Below are 19533 nucleotides of genomic sequence, written 5' to 3' on the forward strand. Positions count from 1 at the left end.
TGATGAATAAAGTTAGTTTTCTTGAAAGGTAAAAAAGACCTTTGGGAAAACTTATGAACTTTTTATAGAACAACCCTATAATATTTTGCCCCCTTGCTGAATAGAATAATATATGTATTTAAAAAAGCTAAACTATTAATTTGAGAATATTTTTACTTATTAGAGACTGAAAATAGGGGGTAAATTGTGGGGGACTTGATAAAAGTTACACTTATTGGCCTTATCTCCGGTATGGCGGGAACAAGTATCGGCGGGTTAATGGCTTTTTTTGTTAAGAGAGTAAACAGACGTTTTATAAGTACTATTTTAGAGTTTTCAGCAGGGTTGATGACCTCGGTTGTGTGCTTTAAACTCATACCGGAAGCGTTCAAATACGGAGGAATAAAGTTTACCTTTTTTGGAGTATTCCTTGGGGTGACTGCTATTTTGTTGGTGGAAGAGATCATGGGAAGAGCCGAGTTTGTCAAGACGAAAAAACAGAACTCAGGTCTCTTAAGAGCGGGTATGGTGATGGCAATAGGAATTGCACTTCATAATTTCCCGGAAGGATTTGCAGTGGGATCCGGATTTGAAGCATCAGTAAGTTTAGGTATGGTTATTACTGCAGTAATTATAATTCACGACATTCCTGAAGGAATAGCGATGGCAGTTCCTATGAAGGCTGGAGGATTTACCAGCAAGAAAGCTTTTGCGTTGACGGCACTGTCTGGGGTACCGATGGGATTTGGGGCCTTATTGGGAGCAATAGTTGGAGGTATCTCTGAAAAATTTATCGGAGCCTGTCTCAGCTTTGCAGCCGGAGCCATGCTTTACGTGGTTTATGGAGAGTTAATGGTTGAGTCAAAAAAACTTTATTTGGGAAGACTTCCTTCCTTAAGTAATGTTTTTGGCATTGTTTGTGGTATAATAGTAACGACGATAAGTTAATTATTAAGAATTAAAGTTCCTTTTAATGTATTGGAACTTATTACTTTGATTGCGGCTTTTGCTGTGATGTGTAAGGAGAGAACGGTTTGAAAACGGAAATTCTAAAAATAGACCTACATAATATCGATAGCCAAAAGATAAAATATGCAGCTCAGGTAATAGAAGAAGGAGGTCTGGTGGCTTTTCCCACAGAAACTGTTTATGGGCTTGGAGCCAATGCATTAAACAAAACTGCTGTAGAAAAAATATTTAAGGCAAAGGGGAGACCATCGGACAATCCTCTTATAGTGCATGTGGCAGATAAAAAGTCTGTTGGAAATCTTGTTTTGCGAATACCCGAGAAGGCAGAAAAGCTTATGGATGCTTTCTGGCCGGGTCCTTTAACATTAGTTATGGACAAGCAGTCTATTGTACCGGATATTATAACTGCAGGTCTTGATACTGTTGCAATTAGAGTTCCGTCTCATCCCATTGCTCTTGCTTTGATAAGAGAAGCTAAACTGCCTATAGCTGCACCTAGTGCCAATATATCCGGAAAACCTAGTCCTACCGATTCAAAACATGTAATCAATGATTTATACGGTAAAGTAGATGTTATAATTGATGGAGGATTCTCCAACATTGGTGTGGAATCAACTGTTGTGGATATGGTTGTAGACCCTCCAATGTTGCTGCGGCCCGGAGGCATAACCCTTGAACAGTTGGAAGATGTTATAGGGAATGTACGGATTGATCCCGGTATTGCGCAAAAGAACTTGGACGGTAAAGTTGTACCGAAGTCACCGGGTATGAAATATAAGCATTATGCACCAAAGGCAAAAGTTGTTATAGTTGAAGGTGAGATTCAAAAGGTTGCGGAAAAAATCAACGAATTGGTAAAAGAGTGTGAGAGCAGGGATATAAAAGTCGGAATACTGGCTACCGATGAGACGAAACATTTTTATCCTGAAAATTTAACTGTATCTTTGGGCAGCAGATTAAACCCTGAAACTATTGCAGCTAATTTGTTTAATGCGTTCAGGGATTATGACAAGACGGATGTACAGACTATTTTTGCAGAAGCTGTTGACAGTTCAGGTATTGGTCTTGCGATAATGAATAGAATGAATAAAGCAGCAGGATATAATATTATTAAAGTATAGATATTTTTAAATTCTTTTATATTGAATTAAAAGGAGACGAAAAATGAAAAAAATACTATTTGTCTGTACTGGAAATACGTGTAGGAGCATTATGGCTGAAGGAATTTTTAATGATGCCATTTTAAAAGAGGAAGAGTCCATGAGGCAGTTTGTTGCATCTTCGGCGGGAATTGCTGCTTTTGACGGGGATTGTGCCAGTGAGAATGCTTTAAATGTAATGAAGAGTTGGAATATTGATATCAGCTGTCACAAAGCAAAAAGAATTACTCCGGAAGAAGTGAACAGTGCGTTTCTGATACTTACTATGACAAGGGAACATAAGAGAGTACTGCATAAATTTTTCCCGGGGGCAAAGGATAAGATTTTCACATTAAAGGAATTTGCCTATGAAGATATTGAAGAAATAAGAATTAAGTCCGCGGATATAAGTGATCCCTATGGAAAGGATGAAGATATATACAGAGAATGTGCAGTTGAGATTAGGGACGCTGTGGACAAAGTAATTGAAAAACTTAAACATAAGTATATATAGCTGTAAATTCATTGATGCTTCTGTTTAAACTATTATTTTTGACATTAAGTTATCAGTAATATAAAATATAAATTAATTTGGAAGTTAAGATTTGGAGGTCAATATGAAAATAGCAATAGGTAGTGATCATGCAGGATACGAATTAAAAGAAGAAATTGTGAAGTTTCTTCAACAAAACAACTATGAAGTTGTTGATTTTGGGACATGCGATACTAAATCGGTGGATTATCCCGATTATGGCATAAAAGTCGCAGAAGCCGTTAAAAATGGCGATTGTGGAAAAGGTATAGTGATATGTGGAACAGGGATAGGAATATCCATAGCGGCTAACAAAGTGCCGGGTATTAGGGCAGCATTGTGTACCAACAGTTTTATGGCAAGAATGAGCCGGGAACATAACAATGCAAATGTACTTGCAATAGGAGCCAGGATAGTTGGCTTAGACCTTGCGATAGACATCGTAGATACATGGCTTAAAACTGATTATTTAGGAGATCGACACCAAAGAAGATTGGACAAAATAGAAGACATCGAAAAAAAATATGGAAGATAAAAGGAGAATAATGAGATGAAAAACGTTTTTGTACTTGATCATCCTTTGATACAGCATAAAATTTCACTTTTAAGGGATAAGAATACCCAAACGAAGGAATTTAGGGAATTAGTGATGGAGATATCCATGCTGATGGGATATGAAGTTACAAGAAATATGCCTTTAAAAGAAGTTGAGATAGAAACCCCTGTTGGGGTGGCAAAAACCAATATTATCTCCGGTAAAAAACTTGGCATAGTACCTATACTTAGGGCTGGTTTGGGCATGGTAGATGGCTTGCTTAAACTGCTTCCTATGGCGAAAGTCGGTCATATTGGGTTATACAGAGATCCTGAAACATTAGGTCCTGTGGAATACTACTGTAAACTACCCGAAGATGTTTCCGAAAGAGAGATTGTTGTAGTAGACCCAATGCTGGCTACAGGCGGTTCAGCATCAGCTGCAATACAATACATAAAGGATAAAGGAGTAAGCAGTATCAAGCTGATGTGCCTGATTGCATCCAAAGATGGAATTGACAGGATAAACAAGGATCATCCCGATGTTGCTATATACTGTGCAGCCGTTGATGAGAAGTTAAACGACCATGGATATATAATACCGGGCTTAGGTGATGCGGGGGACAGGTTGTTTGGAACTAAGTAATATTGTTGGAGAAACTACCTAAAGCTTTTATGAAAAAAGGACGAAGTATATTTTAGCGAATTATTGCCATGGAGGGGGGAAGTTTGTGAGACCATCTTGGGACCAGTACTTTATGGAAATAGTTGAGCTCATAAAAAAGAGGTCAACTTGTAAAAGACGTCAGGTCGGAGCATTGATTGTTAAGGATAAGCGTATACTTGCAACAGGATATAACGGTGCTCCCATGGGATGCAAGCATTGTGACGAAGTTGGTTGCTTAAGGGAAAAACTTAATATACCTTCCGGAGAAAGGCATGAACTGTGCAGAGCTATACATGCAGAGCAAAATGCAATTGTCCAGGCAGCTTATTCGGGTACTAGCGTAAAGGACGGAACTCTTTATGTTACAACTCAACCCTGTGTTTTGTGTGCAAAGATGGCAATTAATGCAGGGATTAAGAAAATTGTATTTAAGGGAGATTATCCGGATAATTTAGCCATGGACTTATTGAAAGAAACAGGGATAAGAGTTGTAAAATTTGATGGAGAATAGTATTATTAATTAGGATGTTTGTTGAAAGTATGATTTAATTTTTATTAATTTAATTGCATCAAAAGATGGGATCATGGGTTGACTGAATGTGTTTTTTACATAATTTTAATGTAACGGATATCGGCACACTTTATTACAAAAGATTAATGAAAAAAGAAGGTGTTGTCTTTGTTTTATGAATATTTAATATGTTTTGCTCTTGCATTTATAGTTTCTTTTTTTACCACTCCGATAGCAAAAAAGGTAGCGTTTTGCATCGGAGCAATTGACATTCCTAAAGATGAAAGAAGAATGCATAAAAAGCCCATAGCTCGATTGGGAGGTTTGGCTATATTTTCGGGCTTTATTATTGCGTTGATGTTTGGACTGTTTTGTACAATTATTGGTGTTGTAGGAATTATACCCGACAAACAATTGCTGGGAATGCTTGTTGGTGTTTTTATAATAATAGGAATAGGTATAGTGGATGATATAAAACAATTAGGGCCAAAGATAAAGCTGCTGTTTCAAATATTAGCTGCTGTATCTGTTGTTTGGATATCCGGTGATAAAATATCGATAATCACAAACCCTTTTTCAACAACAGGTATTTCCATACTTAGTGATTTTATTGCATATCCCTTGACTATTCTTTGGATTGTGGGGATTACAAATGCTATTAATTTTATTGATGGGCTGGATGGTCTTGCAGCTGGAGTTTCTTCCATTTCATATTTATCTTTGATGTTTATATCAATATTACAAGGTGACGAACAGACTGCAATGATTATTGCTGTTTTGGCCGGTGCTACTTTGGGATTTCTTCCCTATAACTTCAATCCAGCAAAGATATTTATGGGAGACACCGGATCTACATTCTTAGGGTTTACCTTAGGAGTTATTTCAATTCAGGGAATGATGAAAACCTATGCAGCTATATCTATAGCCATTCCTATATTAGTTCTTGGATTGCCTTTGTTTGATACAACTTTTGCCATCTTAAGAAGACTTGTTCAAGGAAAGCCGATAATGGCACCTGATAGAGGACATTTGCATCACAGGCTTATTGACATGGGATTTAGTCAAAGGCAATCGGTGGTGACAATGTATGCCGTTAGCGGTGCTTTAGGACTTGTAGCTATCGTTTTGGCAGACAAGGGAGCCTTGAGTGCTGTTATACTTATAATTGCCGTATCAGTATTTTTAATTGCCGGTTCAAGGTATATGAGTGAAATTGACGATTCTCCGGACTTAATAGAAAAGACTGAGGAGGAAAGTGTACCTAATTTATCGGTGCAAAAAGCTAAAGAATAGATGAATAGAAGTTTGTTATAAAACAATGATTTAAAAAATGTACGGATATTGGGAGGATTATTTTGGAAAAGTTAAAAGTGACAGTTGTTTTCGGTACAAGACCGGAAGCTATAAAAATGGCACCATTGGTTAAAGAATTAAAAAAATATGAGGAAATTGAAACAACGGTTTGTGTTACTGCTCAGCATCGGCAGATGCTGGACCAGGTTATGGATATATTCAGTATAAAAGCGGATTTTGATTTGGATATAATGAAAGACAGGCAGACCCTTGTAGATATAACAACAAGAGGATTGGAAGGGCTGAGCAAAGTTTTTGCTGAAGTCAAGCCGGATATAGTTCTTGTACATGGGGATACTACCACTACTTTTGTGGGAAGTCTGGCTGCTTTTTACAACAAGATCAGTGTCGGACATGTTGAGGCAGGGCTTAGGACGAATGATAAGTATTTCCCCTATCCGGAAGAAATTAATAGAAAACTTACAGGTGTTTTGGCTGATATTCATTTTGCTCCAACCAAAACCAATAAAAATAACTTGATTAAGGAAAACATAAACGAAAATAAAATATACATAACCGGTAATACTGTAATTGACGCAATCAGGACTACTGTAAAAAAAGAGTATATTTTTCAGAATGCCGAACTTAATAATATTGATTTTGGCAGCAAGAAAGTTATAACTGTTACTGCACACAGAAGGGAAAATTTAGGTACTCCTTTGGAGAACATTTGCCAGGCGCTAAAGTACATTGTGGACATACATGAAGATGTAGAGATAGTATATCCGGTGCATTTAAATCCTGCTGTTCAGTCGGTGGCAAGGAAAATTATGGGCGGACATACAAGAATCCACCTGATTGATCCCATAGATGTTCAGGATATGCACAATCTTATGGACAGATCTTACCTGATAATGACGGATTCCGGAGGACTTCAGGAGGAGGCACCTTCTTTGGGGAAACCTGTGCTGGTTCTCAGAAACGAAACTGAAAGGCCTGAGGCTGTAGAAGCGGGTACAGTTAAGCTTGCTGGTACACAAAAGGACAGAATTGTCAGCCTTGCTGAAGAGCTTATTACCGATGAAGATGCCTATCAGAAGATGGCTAAAGCTGTTAATCCTTATGGGGATGGCTTTGCCTCTGAAAGGATTGTAAAAGCGCTATTGTATGAATATGGATTCACTAAAGAGAAACCTTTGGAGTTTCTGATAGGATGAGCTTTAAGTGTATTTATATTTTTTATATGTTTTGTCAATAGTAGTGCTAATGTTTTGAACTTTATAATATATTAAAGTAAATGTAAAAAATGACGAAATATCAATCATAATGAATCGATTTTTTAGTACTTTTTTTATTGAAATAAAATATTAGCTGTGATAATATAATTTCATTATTAAGGTTTCCTAAAAAAATACAGTTTGTTTTATTATTTGCTGGGGAAACGTATATATTTGTTGAATTAAAGCTCTTAGTGGGGAGTACAGACTAAAGCTGAATATATGAATTTAACATTGATGCCGAAAAAGCTATATCCGATGGAAGAGCATCTGGGGTTGTTACTCAATGCTGAGGATAACAAGAGTACATTTTGGATGCTGGAGAGTTTTGGCATGGCGAATGGTACTGTTTATAGCTGAGTCGGTTTTTTTGTTAGGTATTTTGGAAAAACTGAAAATGAATATAAATTATTTGAACGGGTTATTCCGATAATATTCTTAAATATTCCATTTTAAATTATAATGGTAGAGGTAAATATAATATAGGGATGAATAATGATTGAAAGGTAAGATTTTGCAAGGTTTTTTGAAAATTAGGCTGATAATAGTTTACATGATATTAATAATCATTAGCATTATATTATTTAATAATAGATGGGACATAGTTATTGGATTAACATGCGGGACACTGGTTTCAGTGATGAAGTATATAGAAATATCAAGATTTATATCAAAAATTTTAAAAAGAGAGCGGAAGAGATTATATTCGGAAGTTTTTGCAAAGTTCATGTCGTTGCAGGTAATAACTGCTTTATTGATGGCAGCTGCAATAAAAATAGATTTGCAGTTTTTTTGGGGATTTGTATCAGGTGTATTGCTTATACCTGTAATAATAACTATTAATGGAATAACAGAGGCCTTGGGCATATCCCATAATAACTTTCAATGAGAAGGTGTAATTGTGGAAGAGCTTGGAGAAAGAATCAAAGAGGTAATGACGAGTAATAGAATCGATATACATCTGTTTGGATATACCATACCCATCTCAGATGCTGTAATAACCATGTGGATAATCATGGGGGTTTTAATAATACTATCCATTATTTTTACACGAAAGCTTGAAACAATTCCCGAGGGAAAGCAAAATGTGGTAGAAACTATTGTTGAGTTTATAAATAAATTGACCGAAAGTTCGATCGGACATCATTGGAAGCTCTTTGCGCCTTATATTGGAACAGTTCTGCTTTTTCTTGTTTTTTCGAATACCATATCAATTTTTAACATAATTCCAAGCGGTGAACAACTGTATAAATTGACTCATATTGGGGCACTTAAAAAAATTCCCGATTTTAATCTTTTGCCGCCAACAAAGAATGCCAGTGTTGCTATGGGTTTTGCAGTTATGTCCATGATAGCTGTTATTATTTCGGGAATAAGGGTAAATAAAGTAAAGGGATGGCTTAAGAGTTTTTTGAAGCCTGTTCCGATATTATTGCCCTTTAAAATACTTGATTATTTCATAAGACCTTTATCGTTATGTTTTCGGCAGTATGGGAATGTATTGGGAGCAGTTATTATTATGGAGCTGATTTATAGTTCCATGCCGGCATTTCTTCCGGGAGCGTTAAGTATCTATTTTGATATTTTTGACGGAGTTTTGCAGGCATACGTTTTTGTGTTCCTCACATCACTCTATATTGCTGAGGGCATTGAATAAGGAGGTGAAAAGTATGGGTGTTCAGGCATTTGCAATAAGTTTGGCATTATTGGCATGTGTAACTGCAGGAATAGGTATCAGCTTTGCTACAGCAAAAGCAGTAGAAGCAGTTGCAAGACAGCCGGAGGCAGCATCTAAGATCCAAACTGTTATGCTTTTAGGTGCAGCTTTGGCAGAAGCAACAGCTATTTATGGCTTTGTTATTGCATTATTAATGGTATTGTTGAAATAAGCGGCAAAATATTATCCTATTAAGATTTTAAGGGGGGTTACAATTAGAACGTATCCCTCTTCTTAAAAGATAATGTTATTGTTTGCACATCCTTGTGAAAGGAGTTTAATATGGGTATACTGTTTAATATTCCTGATTTTGTATGGACAATGATAAATCTTGCAGTATTGTACTTGATACTTAGAAAGGTTCTATTTAAGCCTGTTACCGAGTTTATGGAAAATAGGGCTAATTCCATCAGGCAGCAGTTGGAGGAGTCGAAGGCAAACAATCAAAAAGCTTTGGAGCTTAAGGAAAATTATGAGAAAATTATTGCCTCGATTCAAATGGAAGCTGAAAAGATAAAGAAGGAAGCAGAAAGGGAAGCACAAGAAAAATACGATGAAATAATTAAGCAGGCTAAAGCTGAAGCCGAAATATTAATAGCTAAAGCAAGAGAAGAAATGGAAATGGAAAGAATTGAGATGATGAAAAATATGAGAAATGAAATTGTGAGTCTTGCTTTAGAGGCTGCTTCTAAAGTTATAGAGGCAAATATGGATACTGAAGCAAACCGTAGGTTTGTGGATGAAATATTGGATAGAAAAAATATTGCATAGTGTGTTAAATAGCGACTACCTTATGGGCTTTATACGTGGGAAAAATTGAAAAGCTCTTTTATGGCAGTGAAGAAAGGAAGTAATAAAATGCCATTGGTTGAAGCCAGATATGCTGAGGCATTGATTGAAATAACCGAAGAAAATCACAGTACTGATAAAGTATTAAGTGATTTTAATACTTTTATAAGCATTTTTGATAATACTCCTGAATTGGAAGAATATTTAAAGAAACCTAATGTGCAATCAACAGCAAAAAAGAAATTGCTGGATGAATTGTTTATGGGGCAAGTAGATGAAAATTTTTTAAAGTTTTTATATTTATTGGTAGACAAAAACAGAATCAATTGTATCAGAGGAATTTTGCAAGAATACAAAAGAATGGCTGATGAAAAGAAAAATGTGTTGAATTTGAAAATAATTTCTGCAGTTCCGTTGGATCACCTGCAGATTGAGAAGATAAAGAAAAAATATGCTGAAATCTATAGAAAAGACAGGGTAACTGCTGTTGTGAACATAGACCGATCCTTAATTGGAGGAATTAAAGTGCAAGTAGGGGACAGAGTAGAGGATTATTCCGTAAAGTCGAGATTGGATAGCCTCAAGAAGTTGCTAACGGAAAGGTGATATATATGGTTCTAAAACCTGAAGAGATTAGTTCGATAATAAAAAAGCAGATAGAAAATTATGATAATAAGGAAAAAATTGATGATGTGGGATATGTGATTCAGGCAGGAGACGGAGTTGCAAGGATTTACGGCCTTGAAAAGTGTATGTATGGAGAACTCTTGGAGTTTGAGGGCGGAGTTTATGGAATGGCTTTGAACCTTGAAGAGGATAATATAGGAAGTGTTCTTTTTGGAGAAGGACTGGATGTCAAAGAAGGAACCTATGTAAAAAGAACCGGCAGACCTGTAGAAGTGCCGGTGGGTATGGAGTTATTAGGAAGAGTTGTGGATCCTCTTGGCAATCCTCTTGATGGAAAAGGTCCTATTGAAACTGGCAAGTTCAGACCTATAGAACGACCGGCACCCGGAGTTATTGAGAGAAAATCTGTTGGAGTTCCGCTTCAAACCGGGATTATGGCCATTGATGCCATGGTGCCTATCGGAAGAGGGCAAAGAGAGCTGATTATTGGAGACCGGCAGACAGGAAAAACTTCTATAGCCATAGATGCAATCATTAACCAAAAAGGAAAGGATGTATTGTGTGTATATGTTGCCATAGGACAGAAGGCATCAAGTGTTGCAAGTATAATAAATACACTTGAAGAGTTTGGTGCTATGGAATATACAGTAGTGGTTTCATCTACAGCAAGTGACATGTCCACAGTTCAATATGTAGCTCCCTATGCTGGCTGTGCCATTGCAGAAGAGTTTATGTATAACTATCATAAAGATGTTTTAATAGTATATGACGACTTGTCAAAGCATGCTGTAGCCTATAGAGCCATGTCACTTTTATTGAGAAGACCTCCCGGACGTGAAGCTTTCCCGGGGGATGTATTTTATTTGCATTCAAGACTTTTGGAACGGGCTGCCAGATTAAGTGACGAACTGGGAGGAGGTTCTATTACAGCCCTGCCCATAATTGAGACTCAGGTAGGAGATGTCTCGGCTTATATTCCTACAAATGTTATTTCAATTACCGATGGTCAGATTTATTTGGAATCCAGTTTGTTTTTTGCCGGTCAAAGACCGGCTGTTAATGTTGGTTTGTCGGTATCAAGGGTAGGGGGAGCAGCTCAGATAAAGGCTATGAAAAAAGTAGCCGGACCGATAAGGATAAATCTTGCCCAATATAGAGAGTTGGCTGTGTTTGCCCAATTTGGCTCGGATCTTGACAGGGCAACCAGAGATAAGCTGAATCAGGGAGAACGTTTGGTTGAAACCTTGAAACAGTCACTACATAAAACTCTTCCGGTGGAAGACCAGGTTATAGTGCTGTTTTGTGCTACCAATCGTTATCTTATGGATTTGCCGCTAAAAAAGGTAAGAGAATTCAATAGAGAACTTTTAAAATATATAAAAGAAAATCATCCCAATATTCCTGAGACAATTCGTAAAACAGGGGATATGGACGAAGAATTGGAAGGACTTTTGAAAGTTGCAATAGAAAATTTTAAGAAACAGTATGTTTCGGAAAATTCGGATTAAGCTGGTGATGAAATTTGGCGCAGGTTAATGAAATTAAGCTGAGAATTAAAAGTATAAAGGAAACGAAGCAAATTACAAAAGCTATGAAATTAATATCTGCTGCAAAGTTAAAAAAGGCAAGGAGACAGTTGGAACATGCCCTGCCTTATTTTGAGAAGGTTAGGTCTACTATGGTAGACATTCTTATGCATAGTGCAGGGGTTGAAAACAAATATTTTGATTTGAGAAATGAAAAAGAAGGCAAAAAAAAGGCTTATTTGATTTTGACCGGAGATAAGGGCCTTGCCGGCGGTTATAACCATAATATGATCAAGGCGGTTGAAGAACACATTAAGGGAGATAAGGATGCTCTTTTGTTTGTTGCAGGCAATGTGGGAAAGAATTATTTTTTAAAAAACAATTACAATGTATATATGGAATTTGAGTATCCTGTACAAAATCCAACCATTTACAGAGCTAGAGATATATCGGAACTAATTTTGGATCTTTTTGTCCAGGGAGTATTTGATGAGATGTACCTGGCTTTTACTTACATGCAGTCAACCATGTCAATAGAACCTCAGGTTATTAAATTGCTTCCGCTGGAACTTCATGCTCTTAAAGAGCATATGAAAATAACTGAAGACATTGAGGATAAAGTTGATGACTTAATAGTTTATGATCCATCACCTCAGGATGTACTTGACATTCTGGTGGCCAAGTATGTAAAAGGAGTTATTTACGGTGCTTTTGTTGAGGCTTTTACCAGTGAGCAGAGTGCAAGAATGACAGCTATGGATAATGCAACTGCCAATGCTGATGATATGCTGGCGCAACTTAGCCTGAGCTATAATAGGGCAAGGCAGGCTAAAATTACACAGGAAATATCTGAAATAGTGGCTGGTGCAGAAGCTATGAAATAAATCCGAATTTGAGGTGTTGGGAATATTTGGAACGGAGTGGGAATATGGCAAAAAATATAGGAAAAGTTATACAGGTAATTGGTCCCGTTATTGATGTCAGATTCAACAGAGGGGAGTTGCCTAAAATATATAATGCTTTGGAAATAGAGCTTGAGGATAAAAAAATTGTGGCAGAAGTTATGCAGTATGTAGGAAATGATACGGTAAGATGTATTTCCATGTCAGCTTCCGATGGGCTGATGAGAGGCTTAAATGCTGTAGATACCGGTTCACCTATCAAAGTTCCTGTTGGAAAAGGAGTCTTGGGAAGACTCTTTAATATATTGGGGGAACCTATCGATAATTTAGGAGAAGTAAAAGCAGAAGGTTATCTTCCCATTCACCGGCCAGCACCTAAACTTGAAGAGCTTAAACCTTCCACCGAAATTCTTGAAACGGGAATAAAAGTAGTTGACCTTCTTGCACCCTATGCAAAAGGCGGCAAAATAGGTCTTTTTGGGGGAGCAGGTGTTGGTAAGACGGTCCTTATTATGGAACTGATTAGAAATATTGCCACTGAACATGGAGGATATTCGGTATTTACAGGTGTTGGTGAACGTACCAGAGAAGGTAATGATTTATGGCATGATATGAAAGAGTCGGGAGTTATTGAAAAAACTGCTCTTGTATTTGGACAAATGAATGAACCTCCAGGATCGAGAATGCGTGTTGCTCTGTCGGGCCTTACTATGGCAGAGTATTTCAGGGATGAAATGGGACAGGATGTGCTTTTGTTCATAGACAATATTTTCAGATTCATTCAGGCGGGTTCAGAAGTGTCTGCGTTACTTGGAAGAATTCCATCGGCAGTAGGTTACCAACCTACTCTTGCAACAGATGTTGGAGCACTTCAGGAGAGAATAACCTCTACAAGGAAGGGTTCCATTACATCGGTCCAGGCAGTGTATGTACCGGCTGACGATCTTACAGACCCTGCTCCGGCTACTACATTTGCTCATCTTGATGCGACAACGGTTTTGTCCAGGCACATAGTTGAACAGGGTATATACCCTGCTGTTGACCCGTTGGAATCTACATCGAGGGTTCTGGATCCGAGAATCGTTGGAGAAGAACATTACAGGGTTGCCAGAAGGGTTCAGGAGATATTGCAAAGGTATAAGGAGCTACAGGATATTATAGCAATTTTAGGTCTTGATGAGCTTAGTGATGAAGACAAACTTACAGTGTTTAGAGCAAGAAAAATTCAAAGATTTCTTTCGCAGCCTTTCTTCGTAGCCGAAACTTTTACCGGATACAAAGGAAGATATGTCCGCATAAAGGATACAATCCGAGGATTTAAGGAAATTATTGATGGAAAAATGGATGATATTCCCGAAGCAGCATTCTATATGGCAGGTACTATCGATGAGGTGTATGAAAGAGCGGAAAGCATGAGATAGGAGGTTCGGTATGTCCAACACATTTTATGTTGAGATATTGACACCCGATAGAAAGTTTTTTTGGGGGGATGTGGAGTCTATTATAATCAATACCCCTTCCGGACAAATCGGTATATTGAAGGATCATATGCCCATGGTAGCGTTAGTTGAGGTGGGAATTGTCAAAATCAAAAAAGACGGAAATTGGCTTGAAGCAGTTCTTGGTCAAGGTTTTATGGAAGTAAAGCAAAACAGAACAATTATTTTGGCTGATACTGCAGAATGGCCTGATGAGATTGATATAAACAGAGCTAAAGCCGCTAAGGAAAGAGCAATGGAGAGAATTTTAAGACGGGAAAATCAGACGGAATATATACGATCCCAGGCAGCACTGGCCAGGGCGATGGCCAGACTGGCAGCAGGGAAGAAGGTCAAGTAATGGGTTAATATATTGGAATTTTTTAAAATAGTATTGAAAAGGGATTAAATTTGCCGGATTGGCAAATTTAATTTTTTTATGGTCAAACTGATATAGAGATTTTGCCGTATAAAAAGCTATTGTGTGCAACAATTACAACATTTGGATAGTTATTGATTTGTTTTATATACTCTGAAATAAGCTCTTGACGCACTTTATGAAGATTCAGATTAAGAAATTTATCAATTATGTTAAAAAGATAGTGTGCCCTTTATATTTTGCAGTATTTTGCCGATAAATTTATAGGATAATAAAGTTTTTTATATAGCAGTGGTTTAAACAAATTTGGGGGTTTAACTATGAAAATATTGAAGCATACTATCACCATTCTCGTTATTGCGGCATTATTACTAGGGAACATACCTATATTCCAAAATGACATATGGGCAGCACCCATGCCGGTTGATATTTATGTGGAAAGTTATACCGATGGAAAACTTACGCTTCGTTGGGATGTATCCGGGGCTACTTCTTTTTCAATTAGCTATCATGATCCTGACGGAACGCTGCAAAATATAAGTGACAGCGGTAACACATATACAATTTCCAATCTTCAGGATAACTACATATATGATTTTAAAGTAGACGTATACAGTGGTGTGAATTTAATAGGAAGCGGACTTTTGTACTATCTTCCGAGAGTCACTTTTTATGCTACCCAGGGAGAACAAACCAGAGAGGCTATAGAGGGTGGAGGCTATGAAATAGGAAATAGGCCGATACTTAAGTTGAAATGGGTAATGCCTAAAATTTGGGTAGATACAAGTGGCGGAAAAGTAGTATCTGCAAATGAAGCTCTTGATTATATAAACAATAGTTATAGTAGTATTTATGGAACTGATCTTAAACTATCAAAACTGAATTTTAAAATAAATATATCCAGCAATGCTTCCACGCTAAACAGCGGAGCTGCCCAGTCTGCCGTCAATGTTATTGATGGAGGCAGTTCAGGATATAAAGCATATGTTTCAGGAAACCCAAGTCTTGAAGCTAAAGTGGAGGGACCTGAAACAGACAACTACATGAGTTTGGATTTGGTTGGGAAAAAAGATGCTGATTCCCCATTGCCTACTGCAAATGGAGATAATGAACTGCCCCATGGAGATATACTTCCGGGAACAGTGTATTATATGAATATTAAACTTTCATTTCAGGATGATCAAGGAAATGATAAATTTGTGACAACAGTCGGAGCACCGGACGATTTAAACGGAAGTACGCTCATGGGTGAATTTCCGTATACATATACTCCAATAAGGTTTCAATTGTCTAAAGATATGTTTAACAATATATATGTAAAAATATACCGAATTAATCAGGGAAGCCTCGATTTGCCAAGGTTATATTATCAAGTGCAGTCTATTGACCAAATCAAGCCGGGTGACTGGGTTATAAAAAAGACAATAGATGACAGCTTTTTTGCTTCGGGTTCCGATAGTGCCTTAACACTTATATCCGGTGTGGGAGTTAACAACAAGTATTATTACAAGATAGTTGTGAAAACCGATAGTACCAAAGACAGGTTAGAATCACTGCCTTTGGAATACACTCTTTCAGAAGACACAAGTAAGCCTCCGATACCTACAGGTATAACGATAATTGACAGGGTACCTGTAAAAAGAGAGATTAATGAGGGAGACAAAACTGTTATTCAGCACTCATCAAATATCACCATATCTTGGGAAAAACCGGCTAATTGGAACGAGATAAAAGCTAAGGCTTTAAGCAATCCCAATGATGATATTGTTTATCATATATTATTGAATGTAACAGAAAATGAAGACCTGTCACAGCCCTATCCGGAGTTAAAGGCTGATGGTAAGGCGTATGGGAATTTCCCGTTAAAATACAGGAAAGTTTTGTCTTTCTCGTCACAGGCAGTAAAGGAAAATGGAAATCGATTGGAATATACCATTGATGGATTCAAACTGTTTAAAGCTTATTATTTCAATGGTTTAGACAGTAACGGCAATCCTGTAATAGTGGAGGAAGATATCATAAGGGAAGAGGAAGATAAGGAATATCCGGACTTTTTGCTTCCTAATACGGTTTATTACATGCAAATGTATACCACAACCTATAATAACCGTAATTCCAATAAAGCTGAGGATATGTCCAACAAGTCCTTAATTGTCAGTTTTACTACAAGAGCAGCCAATGAAATTGATGTTCCTGTTCCAAGGAATCTGCAGCTTAATGTTAATGATGCCTATGTAATTGATGAAAAGGAAAATATTATTTCAAATTACGTTGAAATTCAGTTTGATAAGGTAGATATAAACTGGAACAATTATCTTTTGAACACAACGGTTTCAAAAGCTGTTTACTATGATATATATATGAGTACCAGGACCGATTTGAATTCATTTACGTTGATTGGAACTACTGAAAACTTAAATGGAGATATTAAATTCTTCGGTGCCGATGATGCGGCAAGTAAATATATTAGATTAAAAGTACAGGAATTTTCTAAAGGCACAAAAGCTTATACCGTTTTTGGTCCGAGCCTTAAATCCAATACTACTTATTATTTTGTTGTAAAAGCAAGGTTGAAAGCCGAAGGAATGGAAAGAGACAAAGAATCCAACTATTCATCACTGCTTGCTGTTACAACCATAAAAGGAGCAATCGGAGAACCCGATGAAACATCAAAACGTCCTGTTGCACCTGTTGATTTTAGAATTGCCGAAGATGAAGAAGGCAATCAAATCCTAAGCAGTACAAAGGTAACTTTTAGCTGGACAAGAAGTGAAACCGACGTGGTTTACAACATTATATGTTCAGCTGGAAAAATAGATCCTTATGAAGGAAATTATTCAGGAAATAATGATGCTATATACCAAAGCTTTTTGGAGAACTTTGGCGAAATCATACTGGATCCATCCGTTGAAACGGAAAATTTTGAATATGATCCTATTTCAAAGGAATGCAGGTATACTATCGATAAATGGTTATCTCCAAATAGGCTGTATTATTTCAGTATAAGGGCCATAAATAAATCGGACAATACAATATACAGTGTATGGGTATCGATACCTGTTACAACCCTCCTTATTGAACAGCCTCAGTATTTGGAGGCAGTTACTGATGTGCAATTGGGATTCTTTTTTGAAGATGTAGATTTAAAAACTAAAGCCGAGGAATACAGTGTATATATAAAATCCGAAACAGATTTAAGGTTTAGCCTTCTTAGCAAGAGTAAATACACTATTGTGAAGCTTGGCACATTAAGCTATGTACGGTTGATTAATTTAAAACCCAATACTTATTATGATATAAGAGTGTATAAAGATGGTGACAGTAAACTGGTGTACACAAAGGATGAACTGTATACCAGAGATTCCAGCCATCAGCTTGAGATTAAGTGGAGAGGTATTTCGCAATATAGCTATGAAGTTGCAATAAAGGCAATTTCGGATGATGATTATGTTTTGCTGAATGAATCCAATCTTGAAGAGTATATCGATGCCCAAGGCAAGATTATGCCTTACTATGCACAAAAGAGTGGCAATACCATTGGAACTGAGTATGAATATTATGCAAGGATAAAATCAATTCCGGTTAGGCTTGAGAATGGAACGTATGAGAATCAGCCGTTAAAATCAAATACTAAATATTTTGTAAAAGTTAGGGCTAAAAAGATAGACCCTGTGGATTCAACAATTATCTCCTACTCCAAGTTTATAGGCCCCATATCCGTTAGGACTGATTTTAATCAGGATGACTATGATGATGAGGATAACAACACAAAAATAGAAATATCCTTTATGGATAAAATTAAAGAACTTGAGAAAGCATTATTCTGGAGAATAGACTTAAAAGAACCCGATGAGAACAAGCTGCTGTTAAAAGGAGACAGAGTGATAAATGCAATTGAAAACAACGATTCCTATAACTTTATTTTGGATATTTCTTATTATGCCAAGTCTGCTGATATTGACAGATTATATATACCTATTGAGGTAATTAAAACTTTGGACTTGACAAACAAGAGTCTGTTAATCAGAACCGATGATGCGGAATACAGTATCAGACCTGACACCTTTAATTTGGAGACAAGGACTGAAATAGAAGAACTGGAAAAACATAAAAACGTAAAGGGAATATATCTGACATTAAATATAAAACGCAATGAAAAGTCTAAAGTCAGTATTCCTAATGGAATGACACTTGTTTCCTATATTAACAAGCTGGATATTGAAGCATTGGGAACTTCTTTGACGTATACACAACTGAAAAACCAAATAAATGATTTGGTTTACAATAAAGATTCGGGACTTGTGCAGCAGAAACTTAAGGAACTTCTTGACAGCAAAGTAAAAGGCGATTCCAAAGCAATAGAAAAATTAATAAATGACTCTGTTTCTCAAATCGAGATGGAAGTTTCCCAGTTTATTTATTATAAATTGGAGGGCGGTAACAGAACTTCCTCTATAGCTGTTGAAAGCTTAGATATTAAGAGCTTTGACAATCCTATGCTTGTAAATCTTATATATAATGAACAGGCAGGGTTGAAACTCCCATATGTCCTGTATAAGGGTAGCAGCAAATGGCAGTCATTAAGCCGCAGTACCGTTGTATCCGTCAATAAAATAGCATTTAATGTAATAATGACAGGTGAATATGCAATATTTGCTCAAAAAGGGTTTGCATCCGATTTATCTGATAACTACGAATTTACATCGGACATAAAAATGCTCCTTTCCAAGTTTGACTTAAGTGGTGTCTTTGGAGACTTAAGCTTGTTCTTCCCTGAAGACAGCATCAAAGTAAAAGAAATAATACTTTTATATGAGATAGTAACTGGCTTAAACCACGATAATAACGGCCTTACAATTAATCAGAAGGCTCAAAAATACGGATTGGAGAGCCTGGTAGGGTATGGAGGAGTTGTAAGGGATATAAGCCGTCAGGAGACTGCTAAAGTAATAATGAAGATATATTCGGCCAAAACCGGAGTTAATTCAGTTAATTTAATTCCAAACAGCAGCAAAATTCCTAAAGATATGTCAAAAGTAGATGATATGTACTATAAAGATGTACTGATATGTTTAGATTTAGGTATACTGCAAGTTAGTGGAGAGGGTAGATTTAATCCCGATGGAACTATAACCAGAGGAGAGCTGGCAAGCTGCCTGGTAAAACTATTTAAGCTTACTGGGGATATCTGATTAATATTAAAAGAAATTTTAG

The 19533-nt window shown here is 36.9% G+C and carries 19 protein-coding genes; all 19 read left to right on the forward strand.

Features of this window, described 5'->3' with window-relative positions:
- The first annotated feature begins 186 nt into the window (after window positions 1-186).
- Entirely contained in the window at window positions 187-927 is a 741-nt protein-coding gene (locus CLOCL_RS01390) for a ZIP family metal transporter (protein ID WP_014253659.1), read from the forward strand.
- Window positions 928-1013: 86 nt separating this feature from the next.
- On the forward strand, window positions 1014-2069 hold the full coding sequence (locus CLOCL_RS01395; protein WP_014253660.1) for an L-threonylcarbamoyladenylate synthase: 1056 nt from the start codon (window positions 1014-1016) through the stop codon (window positions 2067-2069).
- 43 nt (window positions 2070-2112) lie between these two features.
- Window positions 2113-2601 carry a low molecular weight protein arginine phosphatase gene (locus CLOCL_RS01400; protein WP_014253661.1) on the forward strand — a complete coding sequence of 163 codons (489 nt, stop codon included), beginning with the start codon at window positions 2113-2115 and terminating at the stop codon, window positions 2599-2601.
- Window positions 2602-2704: 103 nt separating this feature from the next.
- Window positions 2705-3154 carry a ribose 5-phosphate isomerase B gene (rpiB, locus tag CLOCL_RS01405; RefSeq protein WP_014253662.1) on the forward strand — a complete coding sequence of 150 codons (450 nt, stop codon included), beginning with the start codon at window positions 2705-2707 and terminating at the stop codon, window positions 3152-3154.
- Between the two features lie 15 nt (window positions 3155-3169).
- The gene (upp, locus tag CLOCL_RS01410) at window positions 3170-3799 is read left to right on the forward strand and encodes a uracil phosphoribosyltransferase (protein ID WP_014253663.1); all 630 of its coding nucleotides are present in this window, start codon (window positions 3170-3172) and stop codon (window positions 3797-3799) included.
- 85 nt (window positions 3800-3884) lie between these two features.
- The gene (locus CLOCL_RS01415) at window positions 3885-4331 is read left to right on the forward strand and encodes a deoxycytidylate deaminase (protein ID WP_014253664.1); all 447 of its coding nucleotides are present in this window, start codon (window positions 3885-3887) and stop codon (window positions 4329-4331) included.
- A gap of 168 nt (window positions 4332-4499) precedes the next feature.
- Window positions 4500-5624 (forward strand): MraY family glycosyltransferase, encoded by a 1125-nt coding sequence (locus CLOCL_RS01420; protein WP_014253665.1) that lies wholly within the window; start codon window positions 4500-4502, stop codon window positions 5622-5624.
- A gap of 62 nt (window positions 5625-5686) precedes the next feature.
- Complete coding sequence (gene wecB / locus CLOCL_RS01425; protein ID WP_014253666.1) at window positions 5687-6841, forward strand: non-hydrolyzing UDP-N-acetylglucosamine 2-epimerase; 1155 nt, start codon at window positions 5687-5689, stop codon at window positions 6839-6841.
- Between the two features lie 282 nt (window positions 6842-7123).
- The gene (locus CLOCL_RS22350) at window positions 7124-7261 is read left to right on the forward strand and encodes a hypothetical protein (protein ID WP_169313370.1); all 138 of its coding nucleotides are present in this window, start codon (window positions 7124-7126) and stop codon (window positions 7259-7261) included.
- Between the two features lie 139 nt (window positions 7262-7400).
- On the forward strand, window positions 7401-7790 hold the full coding sequence (locus tag CLOCL_RS01430) for an ATP synthase subunit I (RefSeq protein ID WP_014253667.1): 390 nt from the start codon (window positions 7401-7403) through the stop codon (window positions 7788-7790).
- A 12-nt stretch (window positions 7791-7802) separates the two neighbouring features.
- Window positions 7803-8558 carry a F0F1 ATP synthase subunit A gene (locus CLOCL_RS01435; RefSeq protein WP_014253668.1) on the forward strand — a complete coding sequence of 252 codons (756 nt, stop codon included), beginning with the start codon at window positions 7803-7805 and terminating at the stop codon, window positions 8556-8558.
- 13 nt (window positions 8559-8571) lie between these two features.
- Window positions 8572-8790, forward strand: coding sequence for an ATP synthase F0 subunit C (gene atpE, locus CLOCL_RS01440; protein WP_014253669.1), 219 nt, complete (start codon window positions 8572-8574; stop codon window positions 8788-8790).
- A gap of 110 nt (window positions 8791-8900) precedes the next feature.
- Window positions 8901-9389, forward strand: a complete 489-nt coding sequence (gene atpF, locus CLOCL_RS01445; protein WP_014253670.1) for a F0F1 ATP synthase subunit B — start codon at window positions 8901-8903, stop codon at window positions 9387-9389.
- A gap of 87 nt (window positions 9390-9476) precedes the next feature.
- The gene (locus tag CLOCL_RS01450) at window positions 9477-10013 is read left to right on the forward strand and encodes a F0F1 ATP synthase subunit delta (protein WP_014253671.1); all 537 of its coding nucleotides are present in this window, start codon (window positions 9477-9479) and stop codon (window positions 10011-10013) included.
- Between the two features lie 5 nt (window positions 10014-10018).
- Entirely contained in the window at window positions 10019-11542 is a 1524-nt protein-coding gene (gene atpA, locus CLOCL_RS01455; protein ID WP_014253672.1) for a F0F1 ATP synthase subunit alpha, read from the forward strand.
- 14 nt (window positions 11543-11556) lie between these two features.
- The gene (gene atpG / locus CLOCL_RS01460; protein ID WP_014253673.1) at window positions 11557-12444 is read left to right on the forward strand and encodes an ATP synthase F1 subunit gamma; all 888 of its coding nucleotides are present in this window, start codon (window positions 11557-11559) and stop codon (window positions 12442-12444) included.
- A 44-nt stretch (window positions 12445-12488) separates the two neighbouring features.
- A complete protein-coding gene (atpD, locus tag CLOCL_RS01465) occupies window positions 12489-13883 on the forward strand; it encodes a F0F1 ATP synthase subunit beta (protein WP_014253674.1) in 1395 nt (464 codons plus the stop codon).
- A gap of 10 nt (window positions 13884-13893) precedes the next feature.
- Window positions 13894-14301, forward strand: a complete 408-nt coding sequence (gene atpC / locus CLOCL_RS01470; RefSeq protein ID WP_014253675.1) for an ATP synthase F1 subunit epsilon — start codon at window positions 13894-13896, stop codon at window positions 14299-14301.
- 338 nt (window positions 14302-14639) lie between these two features.
- Window positions 14640-19511 (forward strand): S-layer homology domain-containing protein, encoded by a 4872-nt coding sequence (locus tag CLOCL_RS01475; protein ID WP_014253676.1) that lies wholly within the window; start codon window positions 14640-14642, stop codon window positions 19509-19511.
- Window positions 19512-19533: the final 22 nt, after the last annotated feature.

The sequence above is a fragment of the Acetivibrio clariflavus DSM 19732 genome (assembly GCF_000237085.1).
GTDB lineage: Bacteria > Bacillota > Clostridia > Acetivibrionales > Acetivibrionaceae > Acetivibrio > Acetivibrio clariflavus.